This is a genomic window from Micromonospora sp. NPDC047756, from assembly GCF_055587245.1.
Map to the genome: position 1 here is coordinate 377,660 of NZ_JBVJGQ010000004.1, position 25,592 is coordinate 403,251.

The window sequence follows — 25,592 nt, forward strand, 5'->3', positions numbered from 1 at the left end:
ACGACTACCGGAAGCGCAGAGCGGTCGGACCCTGCACCTTCGAGCCACGGCGCTGCTTGGCCGGCATGGCGGCCAGCTTCTCCCGCAGTTCGACGGCGTAGGCGGCAAGCGCCTCCACCAGGTCGGGCACCGAGGCGTGCGGCGGCTGGACGTCGACGCGCAGGCCGAACTCCGTCGCGGTCTCCGCCGTCTTGGGCCCAATGACGGCAACAACGGTCCGGGCGTGCGGCTTCCCGGCGATGCCGACCAGGTTGCGCACGGTCGAGGACGAGGTGAAGAGCACCGCGTCGAACCCGCCCGACTTGATCGCGTCGCGGATCTCGGCGGGCGGCGGAGCGGCCCGCACCGTCCGGTACGCGGTCACGTCGTCGACCTCCCAGCCGCGCTCGGTGAGCCCGGCGGCGAGCGTCTCGGTGGCGATGTCGGCGCGCGGCAGCAGCACCCGGCCCACCGGGTCGAGGATCTCGTCGTGCGGCGAGAACTCGGCCAGCAGGCCCTCCGAGGACTGCTCCCCGGCGGGGATCAGCTCCGGCTGGATGCCGAACGCGCGGACCGAGTCTGCGGTGGCCTCACCGATGCAGGCGATCTTGACGCCGCCGAAGTGCCGGGCGTCGAGGCCGTGCTCGGCGAACTTCTCCCAGACCGCGCGGACCGCGTTCACCGACGTGAAGATCACCCAGGCGTACCGGCCGTCGACCAGGCCCTTGACCGCCCGTTCCATCTGGGCCGGGGTACGCGGCGGCTCGACCGCGATGGTCGGCACCTCGCACGGGATGGCCCCGTACGCGCGCAGCCGGGCGCTCATCGCACCGGCCTGCTCCTTGGTCCGGGGTACGAGCACCTTCCAGCCGTACAGCGGGCGGTTCTCCCACCAGCTCAGCTTGTCGCGCTGCCCCACGCCGACACCGACGGTGAGCACCACCCGGCCGGTGAAGCCGAGCGCGGCGGCCACGAAGCTGTCCACCGTCGACGTGGTCGTGTACTGGGTCTCGCCGGTGCCGTCGCCGGTCACCCCGACGCCGGTGGTGCCGTCGACCCCGGCGGCGAGCAGCCCGTCCCGGACGGCGGCGAGGTCACCGGCGTCCACGGCGAGCGCGAGCGATCCCCGGCCGACGGCCGTGGCCAGCGCCTCGAAGTCCAGCGCGCTGACGTCCTCGACGTCGGCTGCCGTCCGCACACCCGGCAGCGGGACCCCGGCGTAGGTGGCCACACCCTCGGCCTGGCCGACGCCGGGCACCACCTCGAAGTGGGCGGCGGTGCGGGCCACCGCCTGCACCTCCTTGACCACCGAGTCGTGCCCGAACGGGTCGCCGGCGACCAGGTGCACCGCGTTCAGCCCGGAGCGGGCCGCGGAGATGAGCACCTTCGCCACGTCCCCCGGCGCGCCCTCGGCCGGGGTGAACTCGGCATCGTCAGAGGCCTCGGCGCGCACGACGGCGAGCAACGACTCCGGGACTCCCCGGTCGTAGATCACCTGGTCGGCGTCGACCAGGGCGTCGTGGGCCCGACGGGTCAGCAGGCCCGGGTCGCCGGGGCCAGCCCCGACGAACGCGATACGGCCGACGGGCTTACGGGTGCGGGTCATTCTGTGCTCCCAAATTGCTGGGTCCCCGGGCCGGTGTGTCCTTCGTGGCCGAGGATCGAGTCGGCGCCGAGGTCGAGGAGTTCGGCGGCGAGTGCCTTACCGATCTCCGCCGCGTCGGCGGGCGTTCCGGTGCGGGACAGCCGGAGGTCACGAGTGCCGTCCGGGCTGATCACCGCCCCGCGCAGGTAGATCTCATCGCCGGTCTCGCCTTCGGCGAGTTCGGCATAGGCGGCGACGGGTGCGCTGCACCCGGCCTCCAGGGTTGCCAGAAACGCACGTTCCGCGGTGACCGCGGAACGCGACGGTGCGTGGTCGAGCACGGCGAGCAGCTCGACCAGGTCCCGGTCGTCGACCCGGCACTCGACTGCCAACGCGCCCTGAGCGGGAGCGGGCAGCATGAGCATCGGGTCCAGCGACTCGGTGATCACGTCGAGTCGGCCGAGTCGGGCCAGACCGGCCCGGGCCAGGACGACGGCGTCGAGATCGGCCTCGGGGCCGAGCACCCGCCCCAGGCGGGTGTCGACGTTGCCGCGGATCGGGGTGACCTCCAGTTGCAGGCCGAGGGCGTGCAACTGGGCGATCCGACGCAGCGCGCCGGTGCCTACTGTGGCCCCGGGCGGCAACTCGGCGAGCGTTCGGCCGTCGCGGGCCACCAACGCGTCGCGCGGGTCCTGCCGGGCCGGCACCGCCGCGATGTGCAGCCCACCGGCGGCGGCCGTGGGCAGATCCTTGTAGGAGTGCACCGCGAAGTCGATCGTCCCGGCGGTCAGCGCATCGCGCAGCGCGGAGACGAACACCCCGACGCCCAGGCGGTGCACCGGCGCGTTAGAGCGGTCGCCCGCGGTGACCACCTCGACCAGCTCGACGGGGCGACCGGTGGCGACGGTCAGCGCCTCGGCGACCTGGCCGGACTGGGCCATCGCCAGGGCGCTGCCCCGGGTGCCGAGGCGCAGGGGGGCGGTCATCGCGCACCTCCGCTGGGTGGGGTCGGCTCGGCGGCGTCGGCTCCGGACAACGGGTCGGTGCCGGGGAGCGCCACGCCGAGGTCGGGGGTCAGCACGTCCGGGACGGTGTCCACCGGCGAGGTCTGCGGCACCTCGAGGTCGAACAGCTCGCGCAGCAGTGCCGCGTACTGGTCGCCACCGGGCTCGGCGGCCAACTGGCGGACCTTGACGGTGGGCTGGTGCAGCAGCCGCTGCACGACCCGGTGCACCGTGCGGGCCACCTCGGCCCGCAGGTCGTCGCCGAGGTCGGGGCGACGCTGGGCCAGTCGGCGCAGCTCGGCGGTGACCACGTCGTCGGCCCGACCGCGCAGCGCGGCCACCGTGGGTGCCACATCCGCGCCACGCAGCCAGGTGAGGAAGCCCTCCACCTCGCCGAGGACGATGCGTTCGACGGCTGCCGCGTCGGCAGCCGCCGGACCGTCGGCCAGCAGCGCCGCCATCCGGTCGATGTCGATCACCTCGACGCCGGGCAGCTCGGCGACGCCCTCCTCGACGTCGCGCGGAACGGCGAGGTCGAGCAGGACCAGCGGGCCCCGGGACGCGTCGCGTTCGGCCAGCGCCGCGGTGACCACCGAGCGGGTGAGGACCGGTTCGGTGGACGCGGTGGCGGCCACTACGATGTCCACTGTGGAGAGGGTGTCGGCCAGCTCGGTCATCGGCGCGGCACTTGCCCCGTACGACTCGGCGAGCCGGACGGCCCGGTCGGTGCCCCGGTTGCTGACGGTGAGCGGCCCGGCGCCGAGCCGGGACAGCGTGGCCACCCCGAGCGAACCCATCGCACCAGCGCCGACCACCAGGGCCGGGTGGCCGACGAGGTCGCCGTCGAGGTGCCCGGCGGCCAGCTCCAGGGCGGCGGTGACGACGCTCTGGCCGGCCCGGTCGATGCCGGTCTCGGCGTGGGCCCGCTTGCCAACCCGCAACGCCTGCTGCATCAGCTCGTGCAGCAGGCGGCCGGCCGAGTCGGCGCCGGTGGCCCAGTGGTACGCGTCACGCAGCTGGCCGAGGATCTGCGCCTCGCCCACCACCATCGAGTCCAGCCCGGTGGCGACCCGGAAGACGTGGTCCACGGCCGCGGTGTCGTAGTGCACGTACAGGTGGCTGGCGAGCGCGGTCGGCGAGCTGCCGGCCTGCTCGGCCAGCACGGCGCAGACGTCGCCGAGCCCACCGTGGAAACCGGACACGGCGGCGTAGACCTCCACCCGGTTGCAGGTGGAGACGATCACCGCCTCGGCCACGTACGGCTGGGCGACCAGGCGGTCCAGTGTGCGGGTCAGGTCGGCGGGGGGCACGGCCAGCTGCTCCAGCGTGGCGACCGGGGCGGTCCGGTAGGACGCGCCGACGACGAGCAGTTTCACGTGCCGATCGCCTCCTGGGTGTCGGTGGCCGCGAACCCGCCCGGCAGGGCGGTGAGAGCGGACCCGCCGGTGGCGGGCAGCGCGGTCAGCGACGCCTTGCGGTGCTCGTGGAAGGACAGAATCTGCAGCTCGATGGCGAGGTCGACCTTGCGCACGTCGACCCCCTCCGGAACCGAGAGTACGCACGGCGCGAAGTTGAGGATGCTCGTCACGCCGACGGCGACCAGTTGGTCGGCGACCTGCTGGGCGGCGGCGGCCGGGGTGGCGATCACGCCGATCGCGAGGGATTCCTCCGCGGCGACCGCCGGCAGGTCGTCGACATGCCGGACCACCAGGCCGTTGATCTCCTCACCGACCCGCGAGCGATCGGCGTCGAGCAGTGCGGCGATCCGGAAACCCCGGCTGGCGAAGCCGTCGTAGCCGGCCAGAGCGTGACCGAGATTACCCACGCCGACCAGGGCGACCGCCCGACGTTGGGTGAGCCCGAGCACAAACTCGATCTGCTCGATCAGCAGCGCCACGTCGTAGCCGACGCCCCGGGTGCCGTACGAGCCGAGGTGGGAGAGGTCTTTGCGGAGCTTGGCGGAGTTGACCCCGGCAGCGGCGGAGAGCCCCTCGCTGGAGACCGTCTCGTGCCCGGTGTCGGCGAGGTTGTGCAGCGCGCGCAGGTACTCCGGGAGCCGAGCGACGGTCGCCTCGGGCAGGTCCGGGAGCGCCGGTACGGCACCGGCGCGGCCGGGCGCGCCTGGGTGACGGTGCTGACTCATGAGACTCCGTGCGGTGCGATCCTCGGCCAACTCCGCTGGTCGGCCGTTTGTGGACTCCCGCTGGCGACCGAGATTGCCGGCTGTGCTAGCAGGGCGCGTCGGAGTCACAGCGTAGGCGCTTGTGAAGACGTGCACAAATCGCGATCTTGTCGCTGCGTGGCGCGACCTCACCAGCCCCTCCATTCCACAAGATCGATTGAACGGCCTGGTCCGCTCACCGCCCGGGCGATTATTGCTCAATCCCGACTTCTCTGACCAATCCCGCGCCGGCCCTGCCCCCGACCTACCGCCACGCCTCGCGATCTTGCACTTTCTGCTCTCACTTCTCGCCCATTCGAGGGCAATTCACCAACACAAACTGCAAGATCGACGCCGTTGAGGGGTGGGGGTGGGGCGGGAGGGGTGGGGTGGGGTGGGGTGGGGTGGGGGTAGCACTACGGCGGATGGGCGGGGTTTCGGGATGGGGGCGGCGTCAACCGCTGCCTAGCCTTTGAGCATGACCACCGTTGCCGCCACCAGCGCCCGACCGCCGCTGGCACCGAGCATCCCCCGCCAACTCCTCGTCGACTCCGGCTACGTGCTGCTCGGCCTGCCCCTGGGGCTGGCCAGCTTCGTCGTGCTCGTCGTCGGCCTGTCGGTGGGCGTCGGCCTGGTCGTCCCGGTGATCGGCCTGCCGATCCTCAGCGGCACCCTGTACGCCGCCCGTGGCCTGGCCGACATCGAGCGGCTGCGGATGGCCGCGGTGCTCCGACAGCCCCGGATCCGGCCGAACTACCGGCTGCCCGAGGCGGGCGCGAACGCCTGGAAGCGGATCTTCGTGCCGATCCGGGACGCCCAGTCGTGGCTCGACCTGGCGCACGGCATCCTGCGGCTGATCGCGGCGGTGGGCAGCTTCGTGGTGACCACGGTCTGGTGGGCCATCGCGATCGCCGGCTCCCTCTACTGGGCCTACGACTGGGCCATCCCCCAGCCGTCCGGCGAGGGTGACCAGGATCTGGCGCAACTGCTCGGCCTGGGCGACTCGACCACCGCGCGGATCGGGCTGAACACCGCGCTCGGGGTGTTCTTCCTGATCACCCTGCCGATCGTGGTGCGGGGTTGCGCACTGCTCCAGGCGAGTTTCGCCAAGGCGATGCTGACCGGGGTGGCCGAGATGCGCGACCGGATCACCGTGTTGGAGGAGCAGAAGCGGGCCGCCGTGTCCGCCGAGGCCTCCGCGCTGCGCCGGTTGGAGCGGGACATCCACGACGGACCACAGCAGCGCCTGGTCCGGCTGGCGATGGACCTCAGCCGAGCCCGGATGCAGCTCTCCTCGGACCCGGACGCGGCCGGCCAGACCATCGACGAGGCGGTCAGCCAGACCCGGGACACGCTTGCCGAGTTGCGGGCGTTGTCCCGGGGCATCGCCCCGCCGATCCTGGTCGACCGGGGCCTGCCCAGCGCCCTGGCCGCGATCGCCGGCCGCGGGCTGATCCCGATCGAGCTCCAGGTGGACCCGCAGCTCGGCACCCCGGCCGGGCGACTCGACCCGGCGGTGGAGAACACCGCGTACTTCGTGGTGTCCGAGGCGCTGACGAACGTCGCCAAGCACAGCCGAGCCACCGAGGCCACCGTGACGGTGACCCGGCGAGGCTCCCACCTGCAGGTGTGGGTGGGCGACGACGGGCAGGGCGGCGCGCACCTGGCGAAGGGCCACGGGTTGGCCGGCATCGCCGACCGGGTCCGGGCCGCGGGTGGCGAGCTGATGGTGGTCAGCCCGACCGGTGGCCCCACCGAGATCCGCGCCGAGCTGCCGCTGTGAGCGCGAGGAGTGAGCCGGGTTTGCGAGCCCCGCACTCGCGAACCACGAAGGTGCGGTGAGCCGCCGCGATGGTGAGCGACGTGGTAGACAACACAGCCATGCGCATCGTGATCGCCGACGACGCCGTCCTGCTCCGGGAGGGGCTGGTCCGGCTGCTGACCGAGAGTGGGCACCAGGTGGTGGCCGCGGTCGGGGACGGTGACGCCCTGGTCGAGGCGGTGGTCGAGCACCGGCCCGACGTGTCGATCGTCGACGTCCGGATGCCGCCGTCGCACACCGACGAAGGGCTGCGGGCTGCGGTGGAGGCGCGCCGGCTGGTGCCGCGTACGCCGATCCTGGTGCTCTCCCAGTACGTCGAGGTCTCGTACGCCGATGATCTGCTCGCGACCACCGGCGGCGCCGGCGGCGGGATCGGTTATCTGCTCAAGGACCGGGTGGCCGCGATCGACGAGTTCCTGGACGCGCTGCGCCGGGTGGCGGGCGGCGGCACGGTGCTCGACCCGGAGGTGGTTGGTCAGCTCTTCGCCCGACGCCGCCGCGACGACCCGCTGCGGGAGCTGACCCCCCGCGAGCGCGAGGTGCTCGCGCTGATGGCCGAGGGGCGTTCGAACACCGCGATCGCGCGCGCCCTGGTGGTCAGCGACGGCGCGGTGGAGAAGCACGTGCGCAACATCTTCACCAAGCTCACCCTGCCACCGGACACCGAACAGCACCGGCGGGTGCTGGCCGTCCTCACCTATCTGCGGAACTGACCTCCCGGGCCAGGGCCACCGCGTCGGTGAGGGTGTCGGCGACCGGGTGACCGGAGGCGCGCAGCCGACCCGGATCGGTGAACCCGCCGGTGTAGAGCACGGCACGGCCGCCGACCGCGAGTGCCGCGTCGGCGTCGTCGATGGAGTCGCCGATCAACACCACCGAGGCACCGTCGACGCCCAGTTCGGCGAGGTGCAGCTTCAGCGACTCGGCCTTGGGGCCGCCGCCGACCGTGGCCCGCAGCCCGTCGACGCGGGTGAAGTGGCTGGTCAGACCGTACGTGTGCACGGTCGGGACCAGCTCCTCGTGGAACCACATGGAGAGCAGGCTCTGGGTGCCCGGCCAGGCGGCCATCGCGGCGCGCGCGTCGGCGGCCAGCTCACAGGTGGTCAACCCGGTGCGGTACGCGTCGTGGAAGATCTTGTCCAGTCGACCGAACTCGTCGTCGTCCACTGCCTGCCCGAGCACATCGGCGTAGTACTCGGCGATCGGCCTGCGGAACCGCACCCGGTGCTCGTCGGACGTGACAGTCGGCCCACCCAGGCTCGCGAACACGACGTTGGTGGCGGACACCACCAGGCTGAGGTCGTTGAGCAGGGTGCCGTTCCAGTCCCAGACGAGGTGCGGGTGCGCAGAGGTCATCGGAGCACCATAGGCATCCGTCAGAGCTGCGGCGTGGTCAGGTCCCGCAGCAGCCGGTCCTCCTCGACCCGCCAGTAGCCGTGCTCCTTGCCGTCGAGCATGACCACCGGCAGCCGGTCCCCGTACTCCCGCTCCAGCCCCTCGTCGGCGGTGACGTCCCACTCGACCCACTTGTCGCCGGTGACCGCGACCACCCGGTCGAGCGCCGCCTTGGCGTCGTCGCACAGGTGGCAGCCGGGACGGGTGATCAGGGCGAGTCGGGCGTCAGTGGCCATCGGTTACCTCCGTGCGGTCGGTCGGCGGGGCCGACCGGAGTTGGGTCTTGCGTACCTTGCCGATCGCCGAGTGCGGCAGGGCGTCGACGAACTCGACGGTGGTCGGGCACTTGAACCGGGCCAGGTTCCGTGCGCAGTGGGCGAGCAACTCCTCGCTGGTCACCGATCGGCCCCGCGCCGGCACCACGTACGCCCGCACAGTCTCGCCGGTCCGCGCGTGCGGCACACCCAGTACCGCCGACTCGACCACCCCGGGGTGCCCGGCGAGCACCAGCTCGACCTCGTGCGGGTAGACGTTGAACCCGTTGACCAGGATCAACTCACCGAGCCGGTCGACCAGGAAGAGGTCGCCGTCCTCGTCGGCGTACGCGATGTCGCCGGTGCCCCACCAACCGTCGGCGTCCGGGCCGCCCCGACCGTCGGGCCAGTAGCCGGTGAAGAGGTTCGGACCCGACACCACTATCTGCCCCGGGTCGGTGCCCGGAGCCACGTCGGAGATGTCCAGCTCGTCGGGGTCGTCGTCGGGGACAGCCAGCCCGTCCCGCCACAGGTCCGCCCCGTCGGCACCGACCAGGCGTAGCCGTACCCCGGGCAGCGGCCGGCCGATCGAACCCGGCTTGGTCGCGCCGCCGACCAGGGTGGAGGTGAGCACCGGCGCGGTCTCGGTGAGGCCGTACCCGATGTGGACCTGATGGCCGGTGACCTCGGTGAAGCGCGCCGCGACAGCGGGTTCGAGCGGTGCCGCGCCGCAGACCGCCACCCGCACCGACGCGGTCGCCGCGCGGGCCGTGGCCGCGCCGGCCCAGGTCAGGAACATCGACGGTACGCCGACCAGCACGCTGACCCGGTGCCGCGCGACCTCGTCCAGCCCCGCCGTCGAGCCTGGCTCGTCGAGCAGCACACCCGTCGCGCCGTGGTGCACGACCGCGCCGAGCCCCGAGTTGAGCCCGTACGCGTGGAACAGCGGCAATGCCAGGAGAACGGTGTCGGTCGGCCCGACCACCGGCGGCTCGATCCGGGCGACCTGTTCGTGGTTGGCGAGCAGGGCCTGGTGCGAGAGCATCGCCCCCTTGGGTCGCCCCTCGGTGCCGGAGGTGTAGAGCAGGACAGCCAGATCGGTGCCGCCGCGTCGCGGGCGGGGGGCCGGTCCGGGCTGGTCGGCGGTCGGTGGCGTGCCGTGCACCGAGGCGAGCGCGGGCAGGTCGGCGGCCACGTCGGCGACCAGGCCTCGAACGTGGTCGGTGGCGATGAGCACCGACGCGCCGGAGTCGGCGAGCACGTGCCGTAGCTCCGGGGCGGTGAGGCCGGGGTTGACCGGCACGGCGACCAGCCCGGCGCGCAGGGCCCCGAGCCAGGCGATCACGAAGTCCGGTGTGTTGGGCAGCGCGATGGCGACGCGTGGCGGCGTACCGCCGGGGTCGGTGGGTGGCGCGGCGGCGGACAGGCCGCGGGCGGCGGCGTCCACCGCGGTGTCCAGTTCGGACCAGCTCAGGGTGTGGTGACGCCAGTGCAGCGCGGGCCGGTCGGCGCTGTCGAGAGCCGCCCGACGGACCCGGTCGGCGAGGTTCGGCGCGGGGCTTTCCGAGGCGTCCTGCACGGTGATCGAGTCTGGCACAACGGGCCTCGGCGGGCCACGCCCGACGGTGGTGCGCCACGCCCGGAGGACGCCACCGCGACAGTCCCATGTACGGGACTGTCCGGTGTGCCACCGGCGGTCCGATCGGGTCCTGTCGATGGGACGTGCGACGCTGACCAAGGGCAGTTCGGCCACCCTCGTCCGGCCAGCCGACACGACGGGCCAGCCGAACGGGCGGAGCGCCTCCGACCTGGGGATCCATCCTGGAACACCGAGCCGACGGAAAGTCAATCGCACACGACGGACAACCGGTCCGCCACCGGTGCGACGGAGCGGGAAATACTTCCGCCTTGTGTAACGGACTTGCCACGCGCGGGTGACGTTGGCCCTATCATCACTCGGGTCGGCTCACCCCATTTGCCGTGAGTCGACACCCCTCAGCCCGAGGAGGCCCCCGTGCCTGTGAGCGCATTGGACCAGCACCTCCACGGGACTTGCCGCGCGTCGGCAACTCCCGTGACCGTCCTGCCCGACCGGTCACCCGGCCGGTCCGCCCCGACGAGACCCAGACCGGCCCGCCCGGCGACCGACGGGACGGGGGCGACGCGATGACCACCTTCGGATACGCGGAACGTCCGGTCGGCCTGACCGGTCAACCCGCCCGCTCCCACGTCAACGAACGGCCGGCGGCCCGTGCCCCGTCCGACGAACAGCACGGCGGCGGCGTGCGAGGTGACGGCGCGACGCAGCGGATCCGCAGCCGGTCACACCACAACGAGCCACCGCCGCGACCCGCGGTGCCCGGCGGAAACGCGAAGCCGGCCGGCGGCCGGGTCGCCGTACCGCCGCGACCCACGATGCCTGTGCAGGGTCGTCGGGTAAACGACACACCGACGGTCACCACCGACCCGGCGGCGGGCGAGACAGCGGTGATCCCGGCGGTGCCGGCCACCACCGCGACCACCCCGACCGGTTTCCCGAGCCGCCCGGACCCGTCCGACCCGGCGACCGAGGTCTGGACGCTGATCGAGCGGGCCCAGGCCGGCGAGTCCGAGGCGTTCGGTCTGATCTACGACCGCTACGTGGACACCGTCTTCCGGTTCGTCTACTTCCGGGTCGGCAACCGGCAACTCGCCGAGGACCTCACCTCGGACACCTTCCTGCGCGCCCTCAAGCGGATCGGCAGCTTCACCTGGCAGGGCCGCGACCTCGGCGCCTGGCTGGTGACGATCGCCCGCAACCTCGTCGCGGACCACTTCAAGTCGGGCCGGTACCGACTGGAGGTCACCACCGGCGACGTGCTCGACGCCGACCGGGAGGACCGGGGCCCGGAGGGCAGCCCGGAGGCGGCGGTGGTGGAGCACATCACCAACGTCGCGCTCCTCACCGCCGTGAAGCAGCTCAACCCGGAGCAGCAGGAGTGCATCGTGCTCCGCTTCCTCCAGGGCTTCTCGGTCGCCGAGACGGCCCGCGCGATGGGCAAGAACGAGGGAGCCATCAAGGCCCTCCAGTACCGCGCCGTCCGCGCCCTGGCCCGGCTGCTGCCCGACGGCTTCCAGCCGTAGTTTGTTACGGCGGGACCGACGGACGCCGATCAACGTCCGCGCAGCTCAGAGTCGGTCCCGCCCGGTGATGACCATCACTTTCTGTAATTTCCGCCCCGCCAGGCCCGTAACCCGTGCCCGGTCCGCCGCGTTTCTCCGGGTGCGACCGGTGGATGTCCCGGCAGGCCCGGGGCACCGAGGTCCGACCGGTACGCCGGCGGCACCTCACCTCCGTGGTGTCACACTGCCGCCCGGTCGCTGGCAACGACGGCGGCCGACCGGCCGTGACCAGCGAGAGGAGGTGCCTGCGGTGGACAACACCCTCTTCTCCCGCCGGCGCGCGGAGCGCTTCGCGCAGCTTCTCGACGAGGCCAACGGCGCTCGACGACACCACGTGCGATCCCGGGTGGACGGCCAACTGGCGCCGCTCGTCGCAGTGGGTCAGCGACTCAGCGTCGACCCCCCGGCTGTCGAGGTGGACCAGGACTTCCGTACCGGCCTGCGGGCGATGCTGCTCGCCACCGCCGAGCGGGAAGGGCTGGGCAGCACACCGGCGGCGGTCAGCGAACCGGCCGCCACGACCACCCGCGGGCGGCTGCTGCCGGCGGTCACCGCACGACGGGCCCGAGCCCGGGGCGCGATCCTGGTCGGCATCGCCGCCGGGGCCATCGCCGTCTCCGGGATCTCCGCCGCCAGCGAGAACGCGGTGCCCGGTGACGCGCTGTACGGCATGAAGCGCTCCACCGAGCGGGCCCAGCTCGCCCTGGCCAGCTCCGACATCAGCAGAGGCCAACTCTTCCTGGACTTCGCCCGGACCAGAGTCGGCGAAGCCGCCAAGCTGCGCGGCGACCGGATCGGCTTCAGCGCGGTCCTCGACGACATGGACGCCGACAGCCGGCAGGGAGTTCGCCTGCTGACCTCCGCCGCCGTGCAACGGGCCGAGCCCGGCAGCCTGGACACTCTCAACACCTTCGTGTCGAGCCAGCGCCGGGCCGTACGCGGCCTGCTCGACGGGAGCACCCGGGTCGACCGGGAACGGACCCAGCGGTCGCTGGTGCTGCTGGACAGCATCCGGGAACGCTCGGACGACCTGCGCGCGGCGATCGCCTGCGGCCTGCCGGCACCGACCGCCAGCGACGCCCTCGGGCCGAACCCGGACACCTGCCCCGGGGCCCGCTGACCTGCATTCCCATACCGCACGACCGACCGGCCGCGCCACAGTTCGCTGTGTGCCCGGCCGGTCGCCCGTCTACGGCGGATACGCTCGCTGGAGAGCATTCGTCGTACCGGTGAGGAAGGGATTCGCGTGGCGCGCAGCCGTAAGGTGACGGTCAGCACCGACGCCGAGGGGCACACCGCAGCCTGGGCGGAGACCGACCTGGCCCCGGTCAGCGCACCCGATCCGAGCGCCGCTGCGTTCTTCGACGTGGACAACACGATGATGCAGGGCGCCTCGATCTACTGGTTCGCCCGTGGGCTCGCCTCCCGAAACTACGTGACCACCGCCGACCTGGCCCGATTCGCCTGGCAACAGCTCCGCTTCCGGCTGCTGGCCCGGGAGCACGCGGGTGACATGTCACTGGCCAAGGAGGCCGCGTTGGCCTTTGTCCAGGGCTGGCGCGTCAACGAGGTCGAACACCTCGCCGAGGAGATCTTCGACGAGATGATGGCCCCCCGGATCTGGGCCGGCACCCACCAGCTCGCCCAGCGTCACCTGGACGCCGGCCAGCGGGTCTGGTTGGTCAGCGCCGCCCCCGTCGAGATCGGCCGGGTGATCGCCGCCCGGCTCGGCCTGACCGGTGCCATCGGCACCGTGGCCGAGGTGTTGGACGGGGCGTACACCGGACGGTTGGTGGGTGACCTGATGCACGGTCCGGCCAAGGCTGAGGCGGTCACCCAGCTCGCCGCCGTGGAGGGGCTCGACCTGTCCCGCTGCGCGGCCTACAGCGACTCGGCGAACGACCTGCCGCTGCTCCGCGCGGTGGGCCGGGCGGTGGCCGTCAACCCGGACGGCACCCTGCTGCGGCAGGCCCGCCGGCACGGCTGGGAGGTGCGGGACTTCCGCAACGGTCGCCGAGCTGTCAAGATCGCCGTTCCGTCGACCGCGGCCGCCGGGCTGGTCGCGGGCGCGGTCACCGCCGGCCTGGCCCTCCAGCGCCGCCGCCGAGCCGGCTGACGTCACGCCGGCTGGCTCAGGGGCCGAACGGGTCGGGCCGTCGCTCCAACAGCGTGTGCAGGGTCTGCTGGATGGTCTCCCGCACCTGGTCGGCGAGGTTGAAGACCACCAGCGGGTCGTCCGCCGAGTCGGTCAGGTGGGCGGTGGGAATCGGCGGGCAGAACTCGATCAGCCACTTGCTGGGTAGCGGCACCATGCCCAGCGGGCCGAGCAGCGGGAACGTCGGCGTGATCGGGAAGTAGGGCAGCTTCAGCAGCCGCGCCAGGGGCTTGATGTCGGCGAGCATCGGGTAGATCTCCTCGCCGCCGACGATGGCGACGGGCACGATCGGGGTGCCGGTACGCAACGCCGCCGAGACGAACCCGCCCCGCCCGAACCGTTGCAGCTTGTACCGGTCGGCGTAGAGCTTGCCGATGCCCTTGAAGCCCTCGGGGAACACACCGACCAGATCGCCGCCGCCGAGCAGCCGCTCGGCGTCCGGGTTGCAGGCCACGGTGCCGCCGGTCTTGCGGGCCAACTCGGAGACCACCGGCATCCGGAAGACCAGGTCGGCACCGAGCAGCCGCAGGTAGCGATGGGCGGGATGCTTGTCGTGCAGCGCCGCCGAGAGGATCAGGGCGTCCAGGGCCACCGTCCCGGAGTGGTTGCCGACCACCAGGGCGGGCCCGTCCACCGGCACGTGCTCCACCCCACTGACCTCGGTGCGGAACCAGTCGCGGTAGAGCACCCGCAGCAGCGGGTGGAAGACCGCGTCGGTCAACTCCGAGTCGAACCCGAACTCGTCGACCTCGTACTCACCGGAGAGCCGCCGGCGCAGGAACGCCAACCCGTTCGCGACCTTGCGGTCCCAGTGATCCCCGGGCCGGTCCGACACCGCCGGCTCGGTGCCGCCGGCCAACCCGCCGTCGACCCCGTCGGTCGGAGCCGGGGCCGGCCGTGCGGTCGGGGTCGGCGGCGCGGTCGGGGTCGGCGGCGCGGTCGGGGTCGGCGCGGCCTGCGCGGCCGGTCGATGTCCGTTGCGCCGCGCCGGCTCCGCGTCCGGCGAGGGCACCTGCTCGGGTACGTCGAAACGCCCGACCGACTGCGGGTCGCGCCCCTCCTCGAAACCGCTCACGATGCTGCCTCGGTTCGCGACTGCGGGACTCGCACAACCGGCTCGTTCCTCGCGCTCACGATGCTGCCTCGGTTCGCGACTGCGGGACTCGCACAACCGGCTCGTTCCTCGCGCTCATGATGACCGCTCCCGGACCGCCGAGCGCACCTGCCGGATACCGTCCAGGACGAGTTGCTCGGCGGCGGCCAGCTGATCCCGGGTGACCACCACCCCACCGTGGTGGGCCCGGATGAAGTCCTCGAACGCCTCGGCGGTCGACCGGGGCGTGAAGCCGTACTCCTGCTCGAGCCGGCTGGTGTCGACCACCCGGCCGTGCACGAAGAGGTCGACCTGGTCCAGGCCGTAGCGACCGAAGCCCATGGTGCGGGCCAGCGCGGCGGCCCCGGAGAGACCCGGCTCCAGCACCGGCACGGCGACCCGGCCGGCGCGCCGGATCGCCTGGGACAGCGACAGCACCCCCGGGCCGGCGACGTTGTACGTGCCGGGATGGTCCTCCACGATCGACCGGTGCAGCACCTCCAGCGCGTCGTCGAAGTGCAGGAACTGCAGGCGGGGGTCACGGCCGAAGACGGTCGGCACGAACGGCTGCGAGAAGTAGCGGGTCAGCGTGGTGTCCGCGGTCGAGCCGATGAACGGGGCGAAGCGCAGCACCGTGGCGGTGACGTCGGGCCGACGGCGGCGGAAGCCGCGCACGTACCCCTCAAGGTCGAGGATGTCGCGGCCGAAACCGCCGCGCGGCACCTCGCGGGGTTCGGTCTCCTCGGTGAAGACCGCCGGGTCCCGGAACGACACCCCGTAGGCGGCGGTCGACGAGCGGACCACGAGCTTGCGCAGTCGGGGTGCCCGCTGGCAGGCGGCGAGCATCTGCATGCTGCCGATGACGTTCTGGTCCTTCATCCCGGACCGGCCGCCGTGCTGCGGGTCGGGTGAGGTGACGAGCGCGAGGTGCACCACCGCGTCGACGTCCAGGTCGGCGAGGAGGCCACCGAGGGAACCGCTGTCGACGCGGATCCGCTCGACCCGGTCCAGCAGGTCGGTGAACTCGATGCCGGAGTCAGGTGCGTCGACCCCGATGACCCGTTCGATGCGCGGGTCGGCGGCCAGTCGGGCCGCCACGTGGGCTCCCAGGTAACGGCCCACTCCGGTGACGACGACGACCCCCGGAGCACCTGAGGTGCCACCGGGGGTCATCTGACGCACCTACGCCGGCAGGATGGACCGAGCCGGGACGACCACGGCCTGATCACCTGAGCCTCCGGAGGTCGACAGTTTGGCAAGTGACGCCGAACGCCGGGCCTGAGCCCGGCGGCGATCACTTGCCGAGACGGCGACGCTGGACGCGGGTCTTGCGCAGCAGCTTGCGGTGCTTCTTCTTAGCCATGCGCTTACGGCGCTTCTTGACCACCGAGCCCATACGACAGCCTTTCGATACAACGTGCGGGGCGGACCGGATGACACCACGCAGGTGGCGACGGCGACCGCTTGCGGACAACGGACCGGACCAGTCTGGGCGGCGGGGCGCACCGGTGGGGTCTCGGTCGGGTTCCAGGGTAGCCGCAGGGCGTCAGCCGGACCAACGCGCCCCCGTCGCGGCCGCTTCTGGCGCACGAGCCGGGGCACGCGAGCTCACCCGTCACGCCCACCGATGCCGGTCAACCGACGATCGGAGGGTGAGGCGGTGGCTCAGGCGGTCTCCTGAAAGGCACCCCGGAGATATTCGTGCACCGCGTGCTCGGGCACCCGGAACGACCGACCGACCCGGACGGCGGTGAGCTCACCGCTGTGCACCAGGCGATAGACGGTCATCTTTGACACCCGCATGACCGTCGCCACCTCCGCAACGGTCAGGAACTTGACCTCCGACAGCCGTCCGTCGGACTGTGACCCGGCCATGGCTCACCGACCCATCCCATGCCCGGCGCGTGCCAACCCGACGGATGCTCCGGGCCGGGCCGACGACGCGCGTGTTACCAGTACGGTAGCGGGGCGGTTGTGACCGGCGCGATCCCTTCCTGCAACTGATCACGCTTCGGTGGCCGGTTCACCCGATCCGTGCTCCCGGTATCGGCCCGTCCGCGCCCGTCGTCCGGTTGTTCCTTTGCCGCTCATTCGGTGCGCAGCGCGACCACCGGGTCGAGCCGGCCGGCGCGTTGCGCGGGAACCACCCCGAAGACGATGCCCACCACCGCCGAAACCCCGAAGGCGAGCGCCAACGACCACCAGGTGATCGCCGCCGGGATCGGCGACAGCGCGTCGACGAGCAGGGCGGTTCCCACGCCCAGGGCCATTCCGGTCAACCCGCCGATCGTGGTGAGCAGCACCGCTTCCAGCAGGAACTGCACGCCGATGTCGCGGGGGCGCGCGCCGACGGCCTTGCGCAGCCCGATCTCCCGGGTCCGCTCCCGGACGCTGACCAGCATGATGTTGGAGACGCCGACGCCGCCGACCAGCAGCGAGATGCCAGCGATGGCGGCCAGCACGCCGGTGAGGACACCGAGGATGTCGCCGAGCACGCCGAGGATCTGCTGTTGGGTGACGGCGCTGAACTCGGTGTCCGGGTGGCGGCGGTTCAGCTCGGCGACGATCCGTTGGCCCAGTTCGTCGATCCGCTCCCGGTCCGGCGCCTTCACCGCGATGCCGTCGACCCGCTGGGTGCCCCAGAGTCGTTGCGCGGCGGTCACCGGCACGTGCACCTCGTCGTCCCGGTCGACGCCGAGGCTCTGCCCGAGCGGCGCGAAGACACCGATCACCCGGAACCGCACCCCGGCCAGCGCCACCTGCTGGCCGAGCGGGTCCCGGTCGGGAAAGAGCGCACGGGCGACCGAGTCACCGAGCACCGCCACCCGGCGGCTGGTGTCGACGTCGGTGCCGGTGAGGTAGCGTCCCCGCGCCAGCGAGCGGGTGAACACCGCCGGGGTGGTCTCCAGGACGCCCTGCACCGTGGTGAAGTCGGAACGGGCGCCGGCCCGCGCGGTCGCCCCCGAGGCGACGGTGACCGCCACCCGATCGGGGTCGCCGACCACCCGGGTGACGGCGTCCACGTCCTTGAGGGTCAGCGGCGAGACGACGGGCGCGTTGCCCACCTCGATGCGGCCGGGGACGACCAGCAGCAGGTTGGAGCCGAGCCCCTCGACCTGTTGCTCGACCTTTTGCTTGGTACCGGTGCCGATCGCCACCAGCAGCACCACCGAGGCCACCCCGATGATCACCCCGAGCATCGTCAGCGCGCTGCGCAGCCGGTTGGCCCGCAGGGCGTCCAGTGCCACCCGCCATGCCTCGGCGACCCTCACGCCGTACCTCCGGGTCGCTCGACCGCGCGCGGGCCCGCGGCGCTCTCCCGCGCCTCGCTCCGGTCGGCCTCGGGTCGCTCGACCTCTTGCGGAAGGCGCCCGGTGGCTCCGGCGGCGCCACCGGAGCCACCGGACGGGTGCCCCGGACCGCTTCCGGACGCGGACCGGGGCTCCGCGCTGGGAGCGGGGACCAGTGTCGCAGGTCGACCGTGATCAACGGACGGCGGTCGATCATGAGCGGAGCGCGGGTCGCCGCTGTCCGCCACCACCACCCCGTCGCGCATGGTGATCCGACGCTGGGCGCGGGCCGCCACCTCCTGGTCGTGGGTGACCATCACCAGGGCCACCCCCGACTCCGCGTTCAGTTGTTCCAACAGCCCCAGCACGGCGGCGCCGGTGGCACTGTCCAGGTTGCCCGTCGGTTCGTCGGCCAGCAGCACCGTCGGCTCGGTGACCAGCGCGCGGGCGATCGCCACCCGCTGCTGCTCGCCGCCGGACATCTGGTTGGGCCGGTGATCCAGCCGGTGCCCGAGGCCGACCCGGCCCAGCATCGCCGCCGCCCGCTCCCGCCGCCGCCGGGCCGGGACCCCCCGGTAGACCAGCGGCAACGCCACGTTCTCCACCGCCGAGGTACGCGGCAGCAGGTGGAACGCCTGGAAGACGAAGCCGATGGTCTCGTTGCGCAGGGTCGCCATCTCCGGTGGGGCGAGGGCGTTGACGTCGCGTCCACCGATCACCAGGCGGCCACCGGTGGGCCGGTCCAGCCCGCCGAGGAGGTGCATGAGGGTGGACTTGCCCGAGCCGGACGGGCCGACCAGCGCCACGTAGTCCCCCGGCTGCACGGTGAGCGACACCCCGCGCAGCGCCTCCACCGACACCCCGTCGAGCTGGTACGTCCGGGACACGTCCACCGCCTCGATGGCCGGAACGCGCTCCCCTTTCGGCGGATCGCCGCCCGGATCCGCGACGGCGGGTTCGCTCACCGGACTTCCTGGCCGTCGCGAACCTGGTCCGCGCCGCGCACCACGATCCGGTCGCCGGGCTGCACGCCGTTGAGGATCTGCACCAGGTCGGACCCCTGGACGCCCACGGTCACCGGCGCCCGGCCCGCCTTCCCGTCACGGATCACCCAGACCGCGTCCCGGCCGTCGGCGGAGAACACCGCCGACGCGGGGACCGTCACGGCGTCGACGGCCTCGCGTACCCGCAGGTGCACGATCGCGTTCATGCCGGGGCGGGGCGTGGGAGCGGGCTCGTCCTCGGCCAGCTTCCCGGCGCCCAGCGCCAGGCGGACCCGGTAGGTGACCCCGCCCTGCGCGGAGTTGGTGGGCAGCACGTCGACCGAGCGGACCACCGCGTCGTAGCTGGCACCAGTGACGGCGTCCAACTCGACGGTGGCCGGCACGCCGGCCTTGACCAGCAGAACATCGGTCTCGTCCACCTCGGCGAGCAGACCCAGCTGCCCGGTGTCCACAACGGTCAGCACCGGGGTGCCGGCGGTGACCTGACCACCGACCGCGACGGCGTCGTCGACCCCGGGGGGCGGCCCACCCTGGCTGGGTGCCAGCACGGACGGGTCGAGGCCGGCCGCCTGCGCGCCACCGGCCTGCTCCAACAGCCCGGCCAGACCAGCATTCGCCCCGCCGCCGGCCCGGGTGCCGCCGGGCTGCACCACCCCGGCGATCGGGGCGCGCAGGGTCAGCGCGTCGACCGTCGCCTTCGCCAGGTCGTACGCCTGCTGGGCCTGGAGCCGTTGCGCCGCGGAGAGCGCGCCGACGGCGGAACTCAACCCGTTGATCCCCCGCTGCACGGCGCGGACCGCCTGGTCGGCGCTGCGCGCGGCGGCAGCGTACTGGCGTTGCGCGGACGTCACCTGGGTGAGCAGCGCGTCGCGCAGTTGCCGGTCGGCGATCTTCTCGGCGGCCTTGCGGGCCGCGTCGAACGCCTCGTCGGCGGCCTTGTCGGTGCCACGCCGGCTGCTGGTCAGACTGCCCGCGCCGACGCCTCGGCCGGCGCGCTTCGCGGCGGCCAGCGCCTCCTTGGCCTGACGGAGTCGCTGGTGCGCGCCCGGCGAGTCGACCACCGCCAGCACCTGACCGCGCTTGACCCGCTGTCCGGGTTGGACGCGCAGGCTGGAGAGGGTGCCGTCGGCGGGAGCGGTGAGGGTGGCGGCGGCGCGGGCGGTGACCGTTGCGGGTGCGTCGATCACCTCGGTGACCGGGTTGCGGGTGGCCGACGCCAGCGCGAGATCGGGGCCTTCGTCGCCGCAGGAGGCGGCGGTGGTGGCGGTGAGGACGACGACGGCGGTCAGGGCGATGAGCAGGCGGGGCCGCGTGGTGCTGGCGGGCCGTGACGACTGGGAACGGCGCACCCATCGATGGTACGGCGCACCGCCGCACCGCCTGCGAGCTGCGTCAGGCGGCGGTGGCGCGGACGTACGCCACGCACTCGTCGTGCAGCGTCGACCACTGCTCACCGAACGCCTTCTCGGAGGCCGCGTCGATGGTCCTGCCGTCGTGCACCACGGTCTTGAAGAAGGTGAGCAACCGCAGCGGCCCGTACCTGTCGACGAGGTGCCGAACGGCCAGGTAGCCGATGCCGTAGCTGGCGGCGACCCGTTCGGCGGAGGCGTCGTCGGCGGGGTTGACGCCCTCCAACTTGCCGTCCCAGCCGCCCCGGACCATCTTGCGCACGTCGGCGATCCCCTCGTACCGGTCGACCGCCTGGCCGCCGGCGCCGGCGAACTCGGCCAGGCCCTCGACCAACCACCAGGTGAGCTTGCCCGGGTATCCGCGCTCCGGCAGCGACGCCGCGTGGGTCAGCTCGTGCCGCAGCAGGTCGTCGGTGCCGCTGTTGGTGAGCCCTTCGGCGTTGAGCACCACCTCGTGGTGGCCGCCGCCCACCGTCACCGCGTAGCCGCCGGTCCATTCCGGACGATCCCCGCCGTACCAGCGTTGCCACTCGGTGCGCCCGGCGTAGAAGATCCGGTACCGGTCCGGCGGTGAGCCGGTCACCGCGTACGTGTCGGCGACCTTCGCTGCCGCCTCCGCCTGCGCGAGCAGGCCGGGCAGCTTGCCACGCAGGGCCGGGGTGGTGGCGACGATGGTCCGCGCGCCGACGGCGACGGCCAGGTTGCTGATCTCCCACGGCCGGGTGCCGGTCTCCACCGACTTGGATTCCTCCATGGCGACCATCCGAGGCTGGTCGCCGTTCTCCCGCCACCGGGTGCCGATCAGCACCGGGCTGGGCCGGCAGTTCGGTGTGACGAAGCAGTACTGGAAGCGCACCAGCAGCCGCCACTCGCCGGGCTTGCCGATGATCGGCACGGGCAGGCCACTCGGCTCGGCCCGCCAGCCGGTCACCTTGAGCTCGCGCAGTGCGGCGAAGCGTCGACGCAGGTCGTTGTGGGCGGCGGGATCGGCGACGGCGAGGAACCCGGCGCGGTCAGCGCCCAGCAGTGCCGCCGACTGCCGGTGGAGCTGAGTGGTGATCAGGTCGGACAACCCCCGGGCCACGGCGGTGGCCGGGTCGTCCGCCGACGAGGCGCCGACCCGGCTGACAGTGGCGCGGGAGCCTGTCTCCCGGATCACTCCGACGACGAGCGCCGCCGGCAGGCCGCAGCCCAGCAGCAGGACGACCACCACGAGCACCGTCCACAGCGGCCAGAGCCGCCGCGGTACGGGCTGCTGCACCTCGTCAGTCACCCGCCGAAGGGTACGACCACTACCTGGACGCGGCGAGGCCGCCCCGGCCGCTCGCTCACCCGCCGGTGCGCGGCCAGGAACGGAACGAGATGTCCATGCTCGCGACCAACTGGTGGTACGAGCGGTCGACGTCACGGGGCAGACCGAAGCCGCCCGCGGCCTCCAGGGTCACGAAGCCGTGCAGGGCGCTGCGCAGCGCGCGGGTCGCGTCCACCGCGTCGTCCCCGGTGAGCCCGTACCCGCGCAGCACCGCGAAGACCGCGCCGACGGCGCGTTCGCCGGCCGCCACGTGTTCCTCATCGGCCGGGTCCGGCACCCGCTGCGTGGTCGGGTAGCGGCCGGGGTGCCGCAGGGCGTAGCCACGGTAGGCGTCCGCCATGGCGCGGAGCGCGTCGCCACTGGAGCGGCCGACGGCGGCGGTGGTCATCTCGGTGGCCAGTTCGGCGGTGGCCAGGGCGGCCAGTTTCTGGGTCAGCGCGTCCGCCCCCCGCACGTGCTTGTAGAGGCTGGGCAGCGCCACCCCGAGCCGGCTGGCGAGCGCGGCGAGGGTGAGCTGCTCGAAGCCGACCTCGTCGGCCAGCCGGGCCGCCTCCCGTACGACGGTCTGCTGGTTGAGGCCGACCCTAGGCACCGGCGCACACCGCCAGGAAGCCGAGCAGCTCCTCGGCGGTGCGGTGCGGCCGGTCGGCGTGCGGGTAGTGGCCGGACTCCTCGATCATCCGAGCTTCGGCGGTGCCGAAGAGCCGCCGGGCGGCCCGCGCCTCGGCTCCCGGGTCGGGGAAGTCCGGGTCCTTCGAGCCCATCAGCACCAGCACCGGTTGCCGCACCTGTCGGGCACGGGCGGTCCAGTGCGGCTCCACCGGTGCGATCACGCCGCGCGTCGCGGCCATCCGACCGGGCTCGCGCAGGTTGGCCACCATCGATCGGCGGTACGCCGCGTCGTCGGCGGGCCGGTGCACCGGGAACAGGGTGTTGTGGAACATCCCGAACAGGCGAGGGCTGTGCAGCACCGACCACATCGCCATCCGCAGCATCGGGTTGAGCTTCGGCTGACCGACGAACGCGCCGATCTGCACGATGCCGCTGACCAGCTCGGGCGCGTCGGTGGCGGCGAACACCACCGCCGCCGCGGCGGACGAGCTGCCGACCAGCACGGCCGGGCCGGCGTCGAGGTCACGGACCACGGCCAGCAGGTCCGCGCCGACCTCCGCCGGGGCGTACGTGGGCCACCCGGCGCTGGACTCGCCGTGCCCCCGGACGTCGACCGAGGCGACCCGGTGACCGGCGGCCACCAGCAGCGGCACGAGGTGCCGGAAGCTCGCCCTGTTCTCGCCCATGCCGTGCGCGAGGACCACCAACGGCCCCTCGCCCCGCGCCTCGTACGCGATGTGTCCGTCGCCCCGCCGCACCTGGCTAGCTGTCATAGCCTTAAAGCTAAGCCACTTAGCCAAGCTTGGCAAGCCGGAAAGCGAAACGGGCCGGCGGTGACCCCGAGGAGTCGCCGCCGGCCCGTCGCGCCCAAACGGGGGAACTACTTCTTGGAGATCAGGGCACGGCCGAAGAAGACCAGGTTGGCGGGGCGCTCGGCAAGCCGGCGCATCAGGTAGCCGTACCACTCGTCGCCGTACGGGACGTAGGTGCGCACCGTGTAGCCCTCGCCGGCCAACCGGGCCTGCTCCTCGGGGCGGATGCCGTAGAGCATCTGGAACTCGAAGCGCTCGGGACCCCGGTCGAACCACCGGGCCCGATCCTCACCGATGGCGATCATCCGCGGGTCGTGGGTGGCCAGCATCGGGTAACCGTCGCCGGACATCAGGATGTTCATGCAGCGCACGTACGACTTGTCCACCTCACGGGTCGACTGGTACGCCACCGACTCCGGCTCCTTGTAGGCACCCTTGCACAGCCGCACCCGCGACCCGGCCGAGGAGAGTTCCCGGCAGTCCGACTCGGTCCGCCGCAGGTACGCCTGGAGCACCGCGCCGGTCGACGGGAAGTCCTTGCGCAGCCGGCTCAACACCTCCAACGTCGAGTCGGTGGTGGTGTGGTCCTCCATGTCCAGGGTGACAGTGGTGCCCGCCGCGTCGGCCGCCGCGCAGATCGCCCGCGCGTTGTCGTACGCCAACTGCTCGTCGAACATCTGGCCGAGGGCGGAGAGCTTCACGCTCACCTCGGCGGCCGGGGTGAGCCCGGCGGCGCCGAGCATCGACAGCAGTTTCAGGTATTCGTCGCGGGTGGCGGTGGCCTGCTCGGGGCGGACGGTGTCCTCACCGAGGTGGTCGAGGGTGACCGCGAGGCCGTCGTCGACGAGCCCGCGGGTCGCGCGCAACGCGTCGTCGGTGGCGGCGCCGGCGACGAACCGGCGGACGACGTCCCGGGTGTACGGGGCAGTCGCGACGAGCCGCTCGACCTGGGATGACCGGGAGGCGGCGAGGATGACGGAACGGAGCATGAGCCGAGCGTAACGCCCCTGCGAGGGGCCCCGCCGAGGGGCGGCCGGGCCACCTCGGCCCGGGGGCGGGGCGGCGGCGGTGGCGTCGATCGGCTACAACGATGCCGTGGACCAACGCCCCCGCCGCCGACTCCGCTCGGCCTCCGTGCAGCTCGGCGCGCTCACCGCCCTCGCGCTCGCCCTCTCCGGCTGCAACATGACCTCGGACGACGACGATGACGACGACTGCGCCCTCGGGCCGGTCGGTGGCGGCGACACCGTCGCGCTGGCGATGCGGGTCAGCGACCCGGCCGCCGGTCGCGCCGCCCCGGAGCCGACCGCCGCCGCCCTGCCCGAACGCGGCGGATTCGGCACCCACCTCGCCGCCTGCGGCGGCTGACGTGCGCCGCGAGTCGGTCACGCCGCGCCCCGACTGGGACGCCACCATCCGGTCGCAGGGTCTGGTCTACGTCGACACCGAGCTGCCCGACGGCGGGATCATGTCGTACTGGGACGAGACCGCCGCGTACGCGTTCGACCTGGACGAGGTGCTGCGGCTGGAGGAGGCCACCGAGGAGCTGCACCGGATGTCGGTGGCCGCCGCCGAGCACGTGGTGGCGCAGCGCCGGTACGCCGAGTTCGGCATCCCGCAGTGGGCGGCCGAGGCGGTGGCCCGGTCGCTGCGGGAGGCGCCACCGACCCTGTACGGGCGCTTCGACCTCGCGTACGACGGCACCTGGCCGCCGAAGATGTTGGAGTACAACGCGGACACCCCCACCGCGCTCGTCGAGGCGAGCATCATCCAGTGGTACTGGCTGGAGCAGACCCGGCCGGAGCTGGACCAGTGGAACAGCCTGCACGAGCGACTGGTCGGCGCCTGGGCCAAGATCGGGGCTGGGCTGCACGACCCTTCGGTGCACGTGCTCTGGTCGAACGAGGAGGAGTCCGGCGAGGACCACATGACCGCCGGCTACCTCGCCGAGACCGCCCGGCAGGCCGGCCTCAGCGTCGAGCTCCAACCCATCCAGGAGATCGGCTGGGACGGCCGGCGCTTCGTCGACGCCGACGACCGCCCGGTGACCACCTGCTTCAAGCTCTACCCGTGGGAGTGGATGCTGGCCGAGCCGTACGGGCCGGCGGCCCTGGCCCCGGGCACCCCGACCACCTGGATCGAGCCGGCCTGGAAACTGCTGCTCTCCAACAAGGCGTTGCTCGCCGTCCTCTGGGAGCTGTACCCCGGCCACGAGTACCTGCTCCCGGCGTACCTCGACTCGCCGCGCGGGATGCCGGAGTACGTCGCCAAGCCGCTGCTCGGCCGCGAAGGCGGTTCGGTACGCATCGTCACCGCCGACGAGGAAATCACCAACCCGGGGATCTACGGCGACGAGGGCTGGTGTTACCAGGAGTTCCGGGCGTTGCCGCAGTTCGCCGGCAACCGGATGGTGCTGGGCAGCTGGATCGTCGACGGCGAGTCGGCAGGCGTGGGCGTGCGGGAGAGCGCCAGTCTGATCACCGACGGCTACGCGCGGTTCCTGCCGCACTACATCGACGCGCCGCGCACCCGCTGAGTCGTCT

At 72.7% G+C, this 25,592-nt stretch carries 25 protein-coding genes; 7 read left to right on the forward strand and 18 right to left on the reverse strand.

The annotated features are described in order from the left end of the window. Positions 1 to 4 precede the first annotated feature (4 nt). The 4 genes from ACZ6NZ_RS14910 to ACZ6NZ_RS14925 are packed head-to-tail and all read right to left on the reverse strand — an operon-like array spanning position 5 to position 4,711. Positions 5 to 1,585 (reverse strand): bifunctional uroporphyrinogen-III C-methyltransferase/uroporphyrinogen-III synthase, encoded by a 1,581-nt coding sequence (locus ACZ6NZ_RS14910; protein ID WP_366610689.1) that lies wholly within the window; start codon positions 1,583 to 1,585, stop codon positions 5 to 7. Further along, on the reverse strand, positions 1,582 to 2,550 hold the full coding sequence (gene hemC, locus ACZ6NZ_RS14915; protein ID WP_396794723.1) for a hydroxymethylbilane synthase: 969 nt from the start codon (positions 2,548 to 2,550) through the stop codon (positions 1,582 to 1,584). The genes ACZ6NZ_RS14910 and hemC overlap by 4 nt, the downstream gene beginning before the upstream one ends. Continuing rightward, entirely contained in the window at positions 2,547 to 3,944 is a 1,398-nt protein-coding gene (locus ACZ6NZ_RS14920; protein WP_465858626.1) for a glutamyl-tRNA reductase, read from the reverse strand. Before ACZ6NZ_RS14920 ends, hemC begins: the two co-directional genes overlap by 4 nt. Beyond that, positions 3,941 to 4,711 (reverse strand): redox-sensing transcriptional repressor Rex, encoded by a 771-nt coding sequence (locus ACZ6NZ_RS14925; protein WP_465858627.1) that lies wholly within the window; start codon positions 4,709 to 4,711, stop codon positions 3,941 to 3,943. The genes ACZ6NZ_RS14920 and ACZ6NZ_RS14925 overlap by 4 nt, the downstream gene beginning before the upstream one ends. A gap of 496 nt (positions 4,712 to 5,207) precedes the next feature. Here ACZ6NZ_RS14925 and ACZ6NZ_RS14930 point away from each other — a divergent pair, with 496 nt between their 5' ends. Next, positions 5,208 to 6,512 (forward strand): sensor histidine kinase, encoded by a 1,305-nt coding sequence (locus ACZ6NZ_RS14930; protein WP_366610694.1) that lies wholly within the window; start codon positions 5,208 to 5,210, stop codon positions 6,510 to 6,512. 98 nt (positions 6,513 to 6,610) lie between these two features. Continuing rightward, on the forward strand, positions 6,611 to 7,264 hold the full coding sequence (locus tag ACZ6NZ_RS14935) for a response regulator transcription factor (protein WP_030329744.1): 654 nt from the start codon (positions 6,611 to 6,613) through the stop codon (positions 7,262 to 7,264). On the opposite strand, the gene ACZ6NZ_RS14940 is transcribed toward ACZ6NZ_RS14935, so the two are convergent. From ACZ6NZ_RS14940 to ACZ6NZ_RS14950, 3 genes are read right to left on the reverse strand one after another with little or no spacing between them, the layout of a single operon-like run. Continuing rightward, positions 7,245 to 7,907, reverse strand: a complete 663-nt coding sequence (locus ACZ6NZ_RS14940) for an HAD family hydrolase (protein WP_465858628.1) — start codon at positions 7,905 to 7,907, stop codon at positions 7,245 to 7,247. The two genes, ACZ6NZ_RS14935 and ACZ6NZ_RS14940, sit on opposite strands and share 20 nt — an antisense overlap. Positions 7,908 to 7,927: 20 nt before the next feature. Further along, entirely contained in the window at positions 7,928 to 8,182 is a 255-nt protein-coding gene (locus ACZ6NZ_RS14945) for a glutaredoxin family protein (protein WP_357356194.1), read from the reverse strand. Continuing rightward, on the reverse strand, positions 8,172 to 9,779 hold the full coding sequence (locus ACZ6NZ_RS14950) for an AMP-binding protein (RefSeq protein WP_465858629.1): 1,608 nt from the start codon (positions 9,777 to 9,779) through the stop codon (positions 8,172 to 8,174). The genes ACZ6NZ_RS14945 and ACZ6NZ_RS14950 overlap by 11 nt, the downstream gene beginning before the upstream one ends. A gap of 587 nt (positions 9,780 to 10,366) precedes the next feature. On the opposite strand from ACZ6NZ_RS14950, the gene ACZ6NZ_RS14955 reads away from it, so the two are divergent. The 3 genes from ACZ6NZ_RS14955 to ACZ6NZ_RS14965 all read left to right on the forward strand — a co-directional run bounded on the left by ACZ6NZ_RS14955 (position 10,367) and on the right by ACZ6NZ_RS14965 (position 13,478). Next, complete coding sequence (locus tag ACZ6NZ_RS14955) at positions 10,367 to 11,323, forward strand: ECF subfamily RNA polymerase sigma factor, BldN family (RefSeq protein ID WP_465858630.1); 957 nt, start codon at positions 10,367 to 10,369, stop codon at positions 11,321 to 11,323. A gap of 289 nt (positions 11,324 to 11,612) precedes the next feature. After that, positions 11,613 to 12,482, forward strand: a complete 870-nt coding sequence (locus tag ACZ6NZ_RS14960; RefSeq protein ID WP_465858631.1) for a DUF5667 domain-containing protein — start codon at positions 11,613 to 11,615, stop codon at positions 12,480 to 12,482. Between the two features lie 126 nt (positions 12,483 to 12,608). After that, positions 12,609 to 13,478, forward strand: a complete 870-nt coding sequence (locus ACZ6NZ_RS14965; RefSeq protein ID WP_366610701.1) for an HAD family hydrolase — start codon at positions 12,609 to 12,611, stop codon at positions 13,476 to 13,478. Between the two features lie 16 nt (positions 13,479 to 13,494). Here the strand turns inward: ACZ6NZ_RS14965 and ACZ6NZ_RS14970 are convergent, their stop codons facing one another. The 11 genes from ACZ6NZ_RS14970 to ACZ6NZ_RS15020 form a co-directional block, all read right to left on the reverse strand. Further along, entirely contained in the window at positions 13,495 to 14,376 is an 882-nt protein-coding gene (locus ACZ6NZ_RS14970) for a lysophospholipid acyltransferase family protein (protein ID WP_465858872.1), read from the reverse strand. A gap of 330 nt (positions 14,377 to 14,706) precedes the next feature. Then, positions 14,707 to 15,783, reverse strand: coding sequence for an NAD-dependent epimerase/dehydratase family protein (locus ACZ6NZ_RS14975; protein WP_366610703.1), 1,077 nt, complete (start codon positions 15,781 to 15,783; stop codon positions 14,707 to 14,709). 121 nt (positions 15,784 to 15,904) lie between these two features. Then, entirely contained in the window at positions 15,905 to 16,006 is a 102-nt protein-coding gene (locus ACZ6NZ_RS14980; RefSeq protein WP_007465623.1) for a 30S ribosomal protein bS22, read from the reverse strand. A gap of 269 nt (positions 16,007 to 16,275) precedes the next feature. Then, positions 16,276 to 16,485, reverse strand: a complete 210-nt coding sequence (locus ACZ6NZ_RS14985) for a helix-turn-helix domain-containing protein (RefSeq protein WP_007465625.1) — start codon at positions 16,483 to 16,485, stop codon at positions 16,276 to 16,278. A 212-nt stretch (positions 16,486 to 16,697) separates the two neighbouring features. Further along, positions 16,698 to 17,882 carry an ABC transporter permease gene (locus ACZ6NZ_RS14990; protein ID WP_366610705.1) on the reverse strand — a complete coding sequence of 395 codons (1,185 nt, stop codon included), beginning with the start codon at positions 17,880 to 17,882 and terminating at the stop codon, positions 16,698 to 16,700. Next, positions 17,879 to 18,865, reverse strand: coding sequence for an ABC transporter ATP-binding protein (locus tag ACZ6NZ_RS14995; protein ID WP_465858632.1), 987 nt, complete (start codon positions 18,863 to 18,865; stop codon positions 17,879 to 17,881). The genes ACZ6NZ_RS14990 and ACZ6NZ_RS14995 overlap by 4 nt, the downstream gene beginning before the upstream one ends. Then, entirely contained in the window at positions 18,862 to 20,253 is a 1,392-nt protein-coding gene (locus tag ACZ6NZ_RS15000; protein ID WP_465858633.1) for an efflux RND transporter periplasmic adaptor subunit, read from the reverse strand. The genes ACZ6NZ_RS14995 and ACZ6NZ_RS15000 overlap by 4 nt, the downstream gene beginning before the upstream one ends. A gap of 43 nt (positions 20,254 to 20,296) precedes the next feature. Further along, positions 20,297 to 21,586, reverse strand: coding sequence for a hypothetical protein (locus ACZ6NZ_RS15005; RefSeq protein ID WP_465858634.1), 1,290 nt, complete (start codon positions 21,584 to 21,586; stop codon positions 20,297 to 20,299). A 55-nt stretch (positions 21,587 to 21,641) separates the two neighbouring features. After that, on the reverse strand, positions 21,642 to 22,217 hold the full coding sequence (locus ACZ6NZ_RS15010; protein ID WP_465858635.1) for a TetR/AcrR family transcriptional regulator: 576 nt from the start codon (positions 22,215 to 22,217) through the stop codon (positions 21,642 to 21,644). After that, positions 22,210 to 23,010, reverse strand: a complete 801-nt coding sequence (locus ACZ6NZ_RS15015; RefSeq protein WP_465858636.1) for an alpha/beta fold hydrolase — start codon at positions 23,008 to 23,010, stop codon at positions 22,210 to 22,212. Before ACZ6NZ_RS15015 ends, ACZ6NZ_RS15010 begins: the two co-directional genes overlap by 8 nt. A 107-nt stretch (positions 23,011 to 23,117) precedes the next feature. Then, the gene (locus ACZ6NZ_RS15020; protein ID WP_366610716.1) at positions 23,118 to 24,038 is read right to left on the reverse strand and encodes a proline dehydrogenase family protein; all 921 of its coding nucleotides are present in this window, start codon (positions 24,036 to 24,038) and stop codon (positions 23,118 to 23,120) included. Between the two features lie 106 nt (positions 24,039 to 24,144). Here ACZ6NZ_RS15020 and ACZ6NZ_RS15025 point away from each other — a divergent pair, with 106 nt between their 5' ends. Both ACZ6NZ_RS15025 and ACZ6NZ_RS15030 read left to right on the forward strand, forming a co-directional pair. Continuing rightward, complete coding sequence (locus ACZ6NZ_RS15025; RefSeq protein ID WP_465858637.1) at positions 24,145 to 24,417, forward strand: hypothetical protein; 273 nt, start codon at positions 24,145 to 24,147, stop codon at positions 24,415 to 24,417. Position 24,418: 1 nt separating this feature from the next. Continuing rightward, complete coding sequence (locus tag ACZ6NZ_RS15030) at positions 24,419 to 25,585, forward strand: glutathionylspermidine synthase family protein (RefSeq protein ID WP_366610720.1); 1,167 nt, start codon at positions 24,419 to 24,421, stop codon at positions 25,583 to 25,585. Positions 25,586 to 25,592 lie beyond the last annotated feature (7 nt).

What these genes read in the sequence shown, in the direction of transcription:
- ACZ6NZ_RS14910 (WP_366610689.1), bottom strand. Translation starts at nt 1,585, where the DNA reads ATGACCCGCACCCGTAAGCCCGTCGGCCGTATCGCGTTCGTCGGGGCT.
- hemC (WP_396794723.1), bottom strand. Translation starts at nt 2,550, where the DNA reads ATGACCGCCCCCCTGCGCCTCGGCACCCGGGGCAGCGCCCTGGCGATG.
- ACZ6NZ_RS14925 (WP_465858627.1), bottom strand. Translation starts at nt 4,711, where the DNA reads ATGAGTCAGCACCGTCACCCAGGCGCGCCCGGCCGCGCCGGTGCCGTA.
- ACZ6NZ_RS14930 (WP_366610694.1), top strand. Translation starts at nt 5,208, where the DNA reads ATGACCACCGTTGCCGCCACCAGCGCCCGACCGCCGCTGGCACCGAGC.
- ACZ6NZ_RS14935 (WP_030329744.1), top strand. Translation starts at nt 6,611, where the DNA reads ATGCGCATCGTGATCGCCGACGACGCCGTCCTGCTCCGGGAGGGGCTG.
- ACZ6NZ_RS14940 (WP_465858628.1), bottom strand. Translation starts at nt 7,907, where the DNA reads ATGACCTCTGCGCACCCGCACCTCGTCTGGGACTGGAACGGCACCCTG.
- ACZ6NZ_RS14945 (WP_357356194.1), bottom strand. Translation starts at nt 8,182, where the DNA reads ATGGCCACTGACGCCCGACTCGCCCTGATCACCCGTCCCGGCTGCCAC.
- ACZ6NZ_RS14955 (WP_465858630.1), top strand. Translation starts at nt 10,367, where the DNA reads ATGACCACCTTCGGATACGCGGAACGTCCGGTCGGCCTGACCGGTCAA.
- ACZ6NZ_RS14975 (WP_366610703.1), bottom strand. Translation starts at nt 15,783, where the DNA reads ATGACCCCCGGTGGCACCTCAGGTGCTCCGGGGGTCGTCGTCGTCACC.
- ACZ6NZ_RS14980 (WP_007465623.1), bottom strand. Translation starts at nt 16,006, where the DNA reads ATGGGCTCGGTGGTCAAGAAGCGCCGTAAGCGCATGGCTAAGAAGAAG.
- ACZ6NZ_RS14985 (WP_007465625.1), bottom strand. Translation starts at nt 16,485, where the DNA reads ATGGCCGGGTCACAGTCCGACGGACGGCTGTCGGAGGTCAAGTTCCTG.
- ACZ6NZ_RS15015 (WP_465858636.1), bottom strand. Translation starts at nt 23,010, where the DNA reads ATGACAGCTAGCCAGGTGCGGCGGGGCGACGGACACATCGCGTACGAG.
- ACZ6NZ_RS15020 (WP_366610716.1), bottom strand. Translation starts at nt 24,038, where the DNA reads ATGCTCCGTTCCGTCATCCTCGCCGCCTCCCGGTCATCCCAGGTCGAG.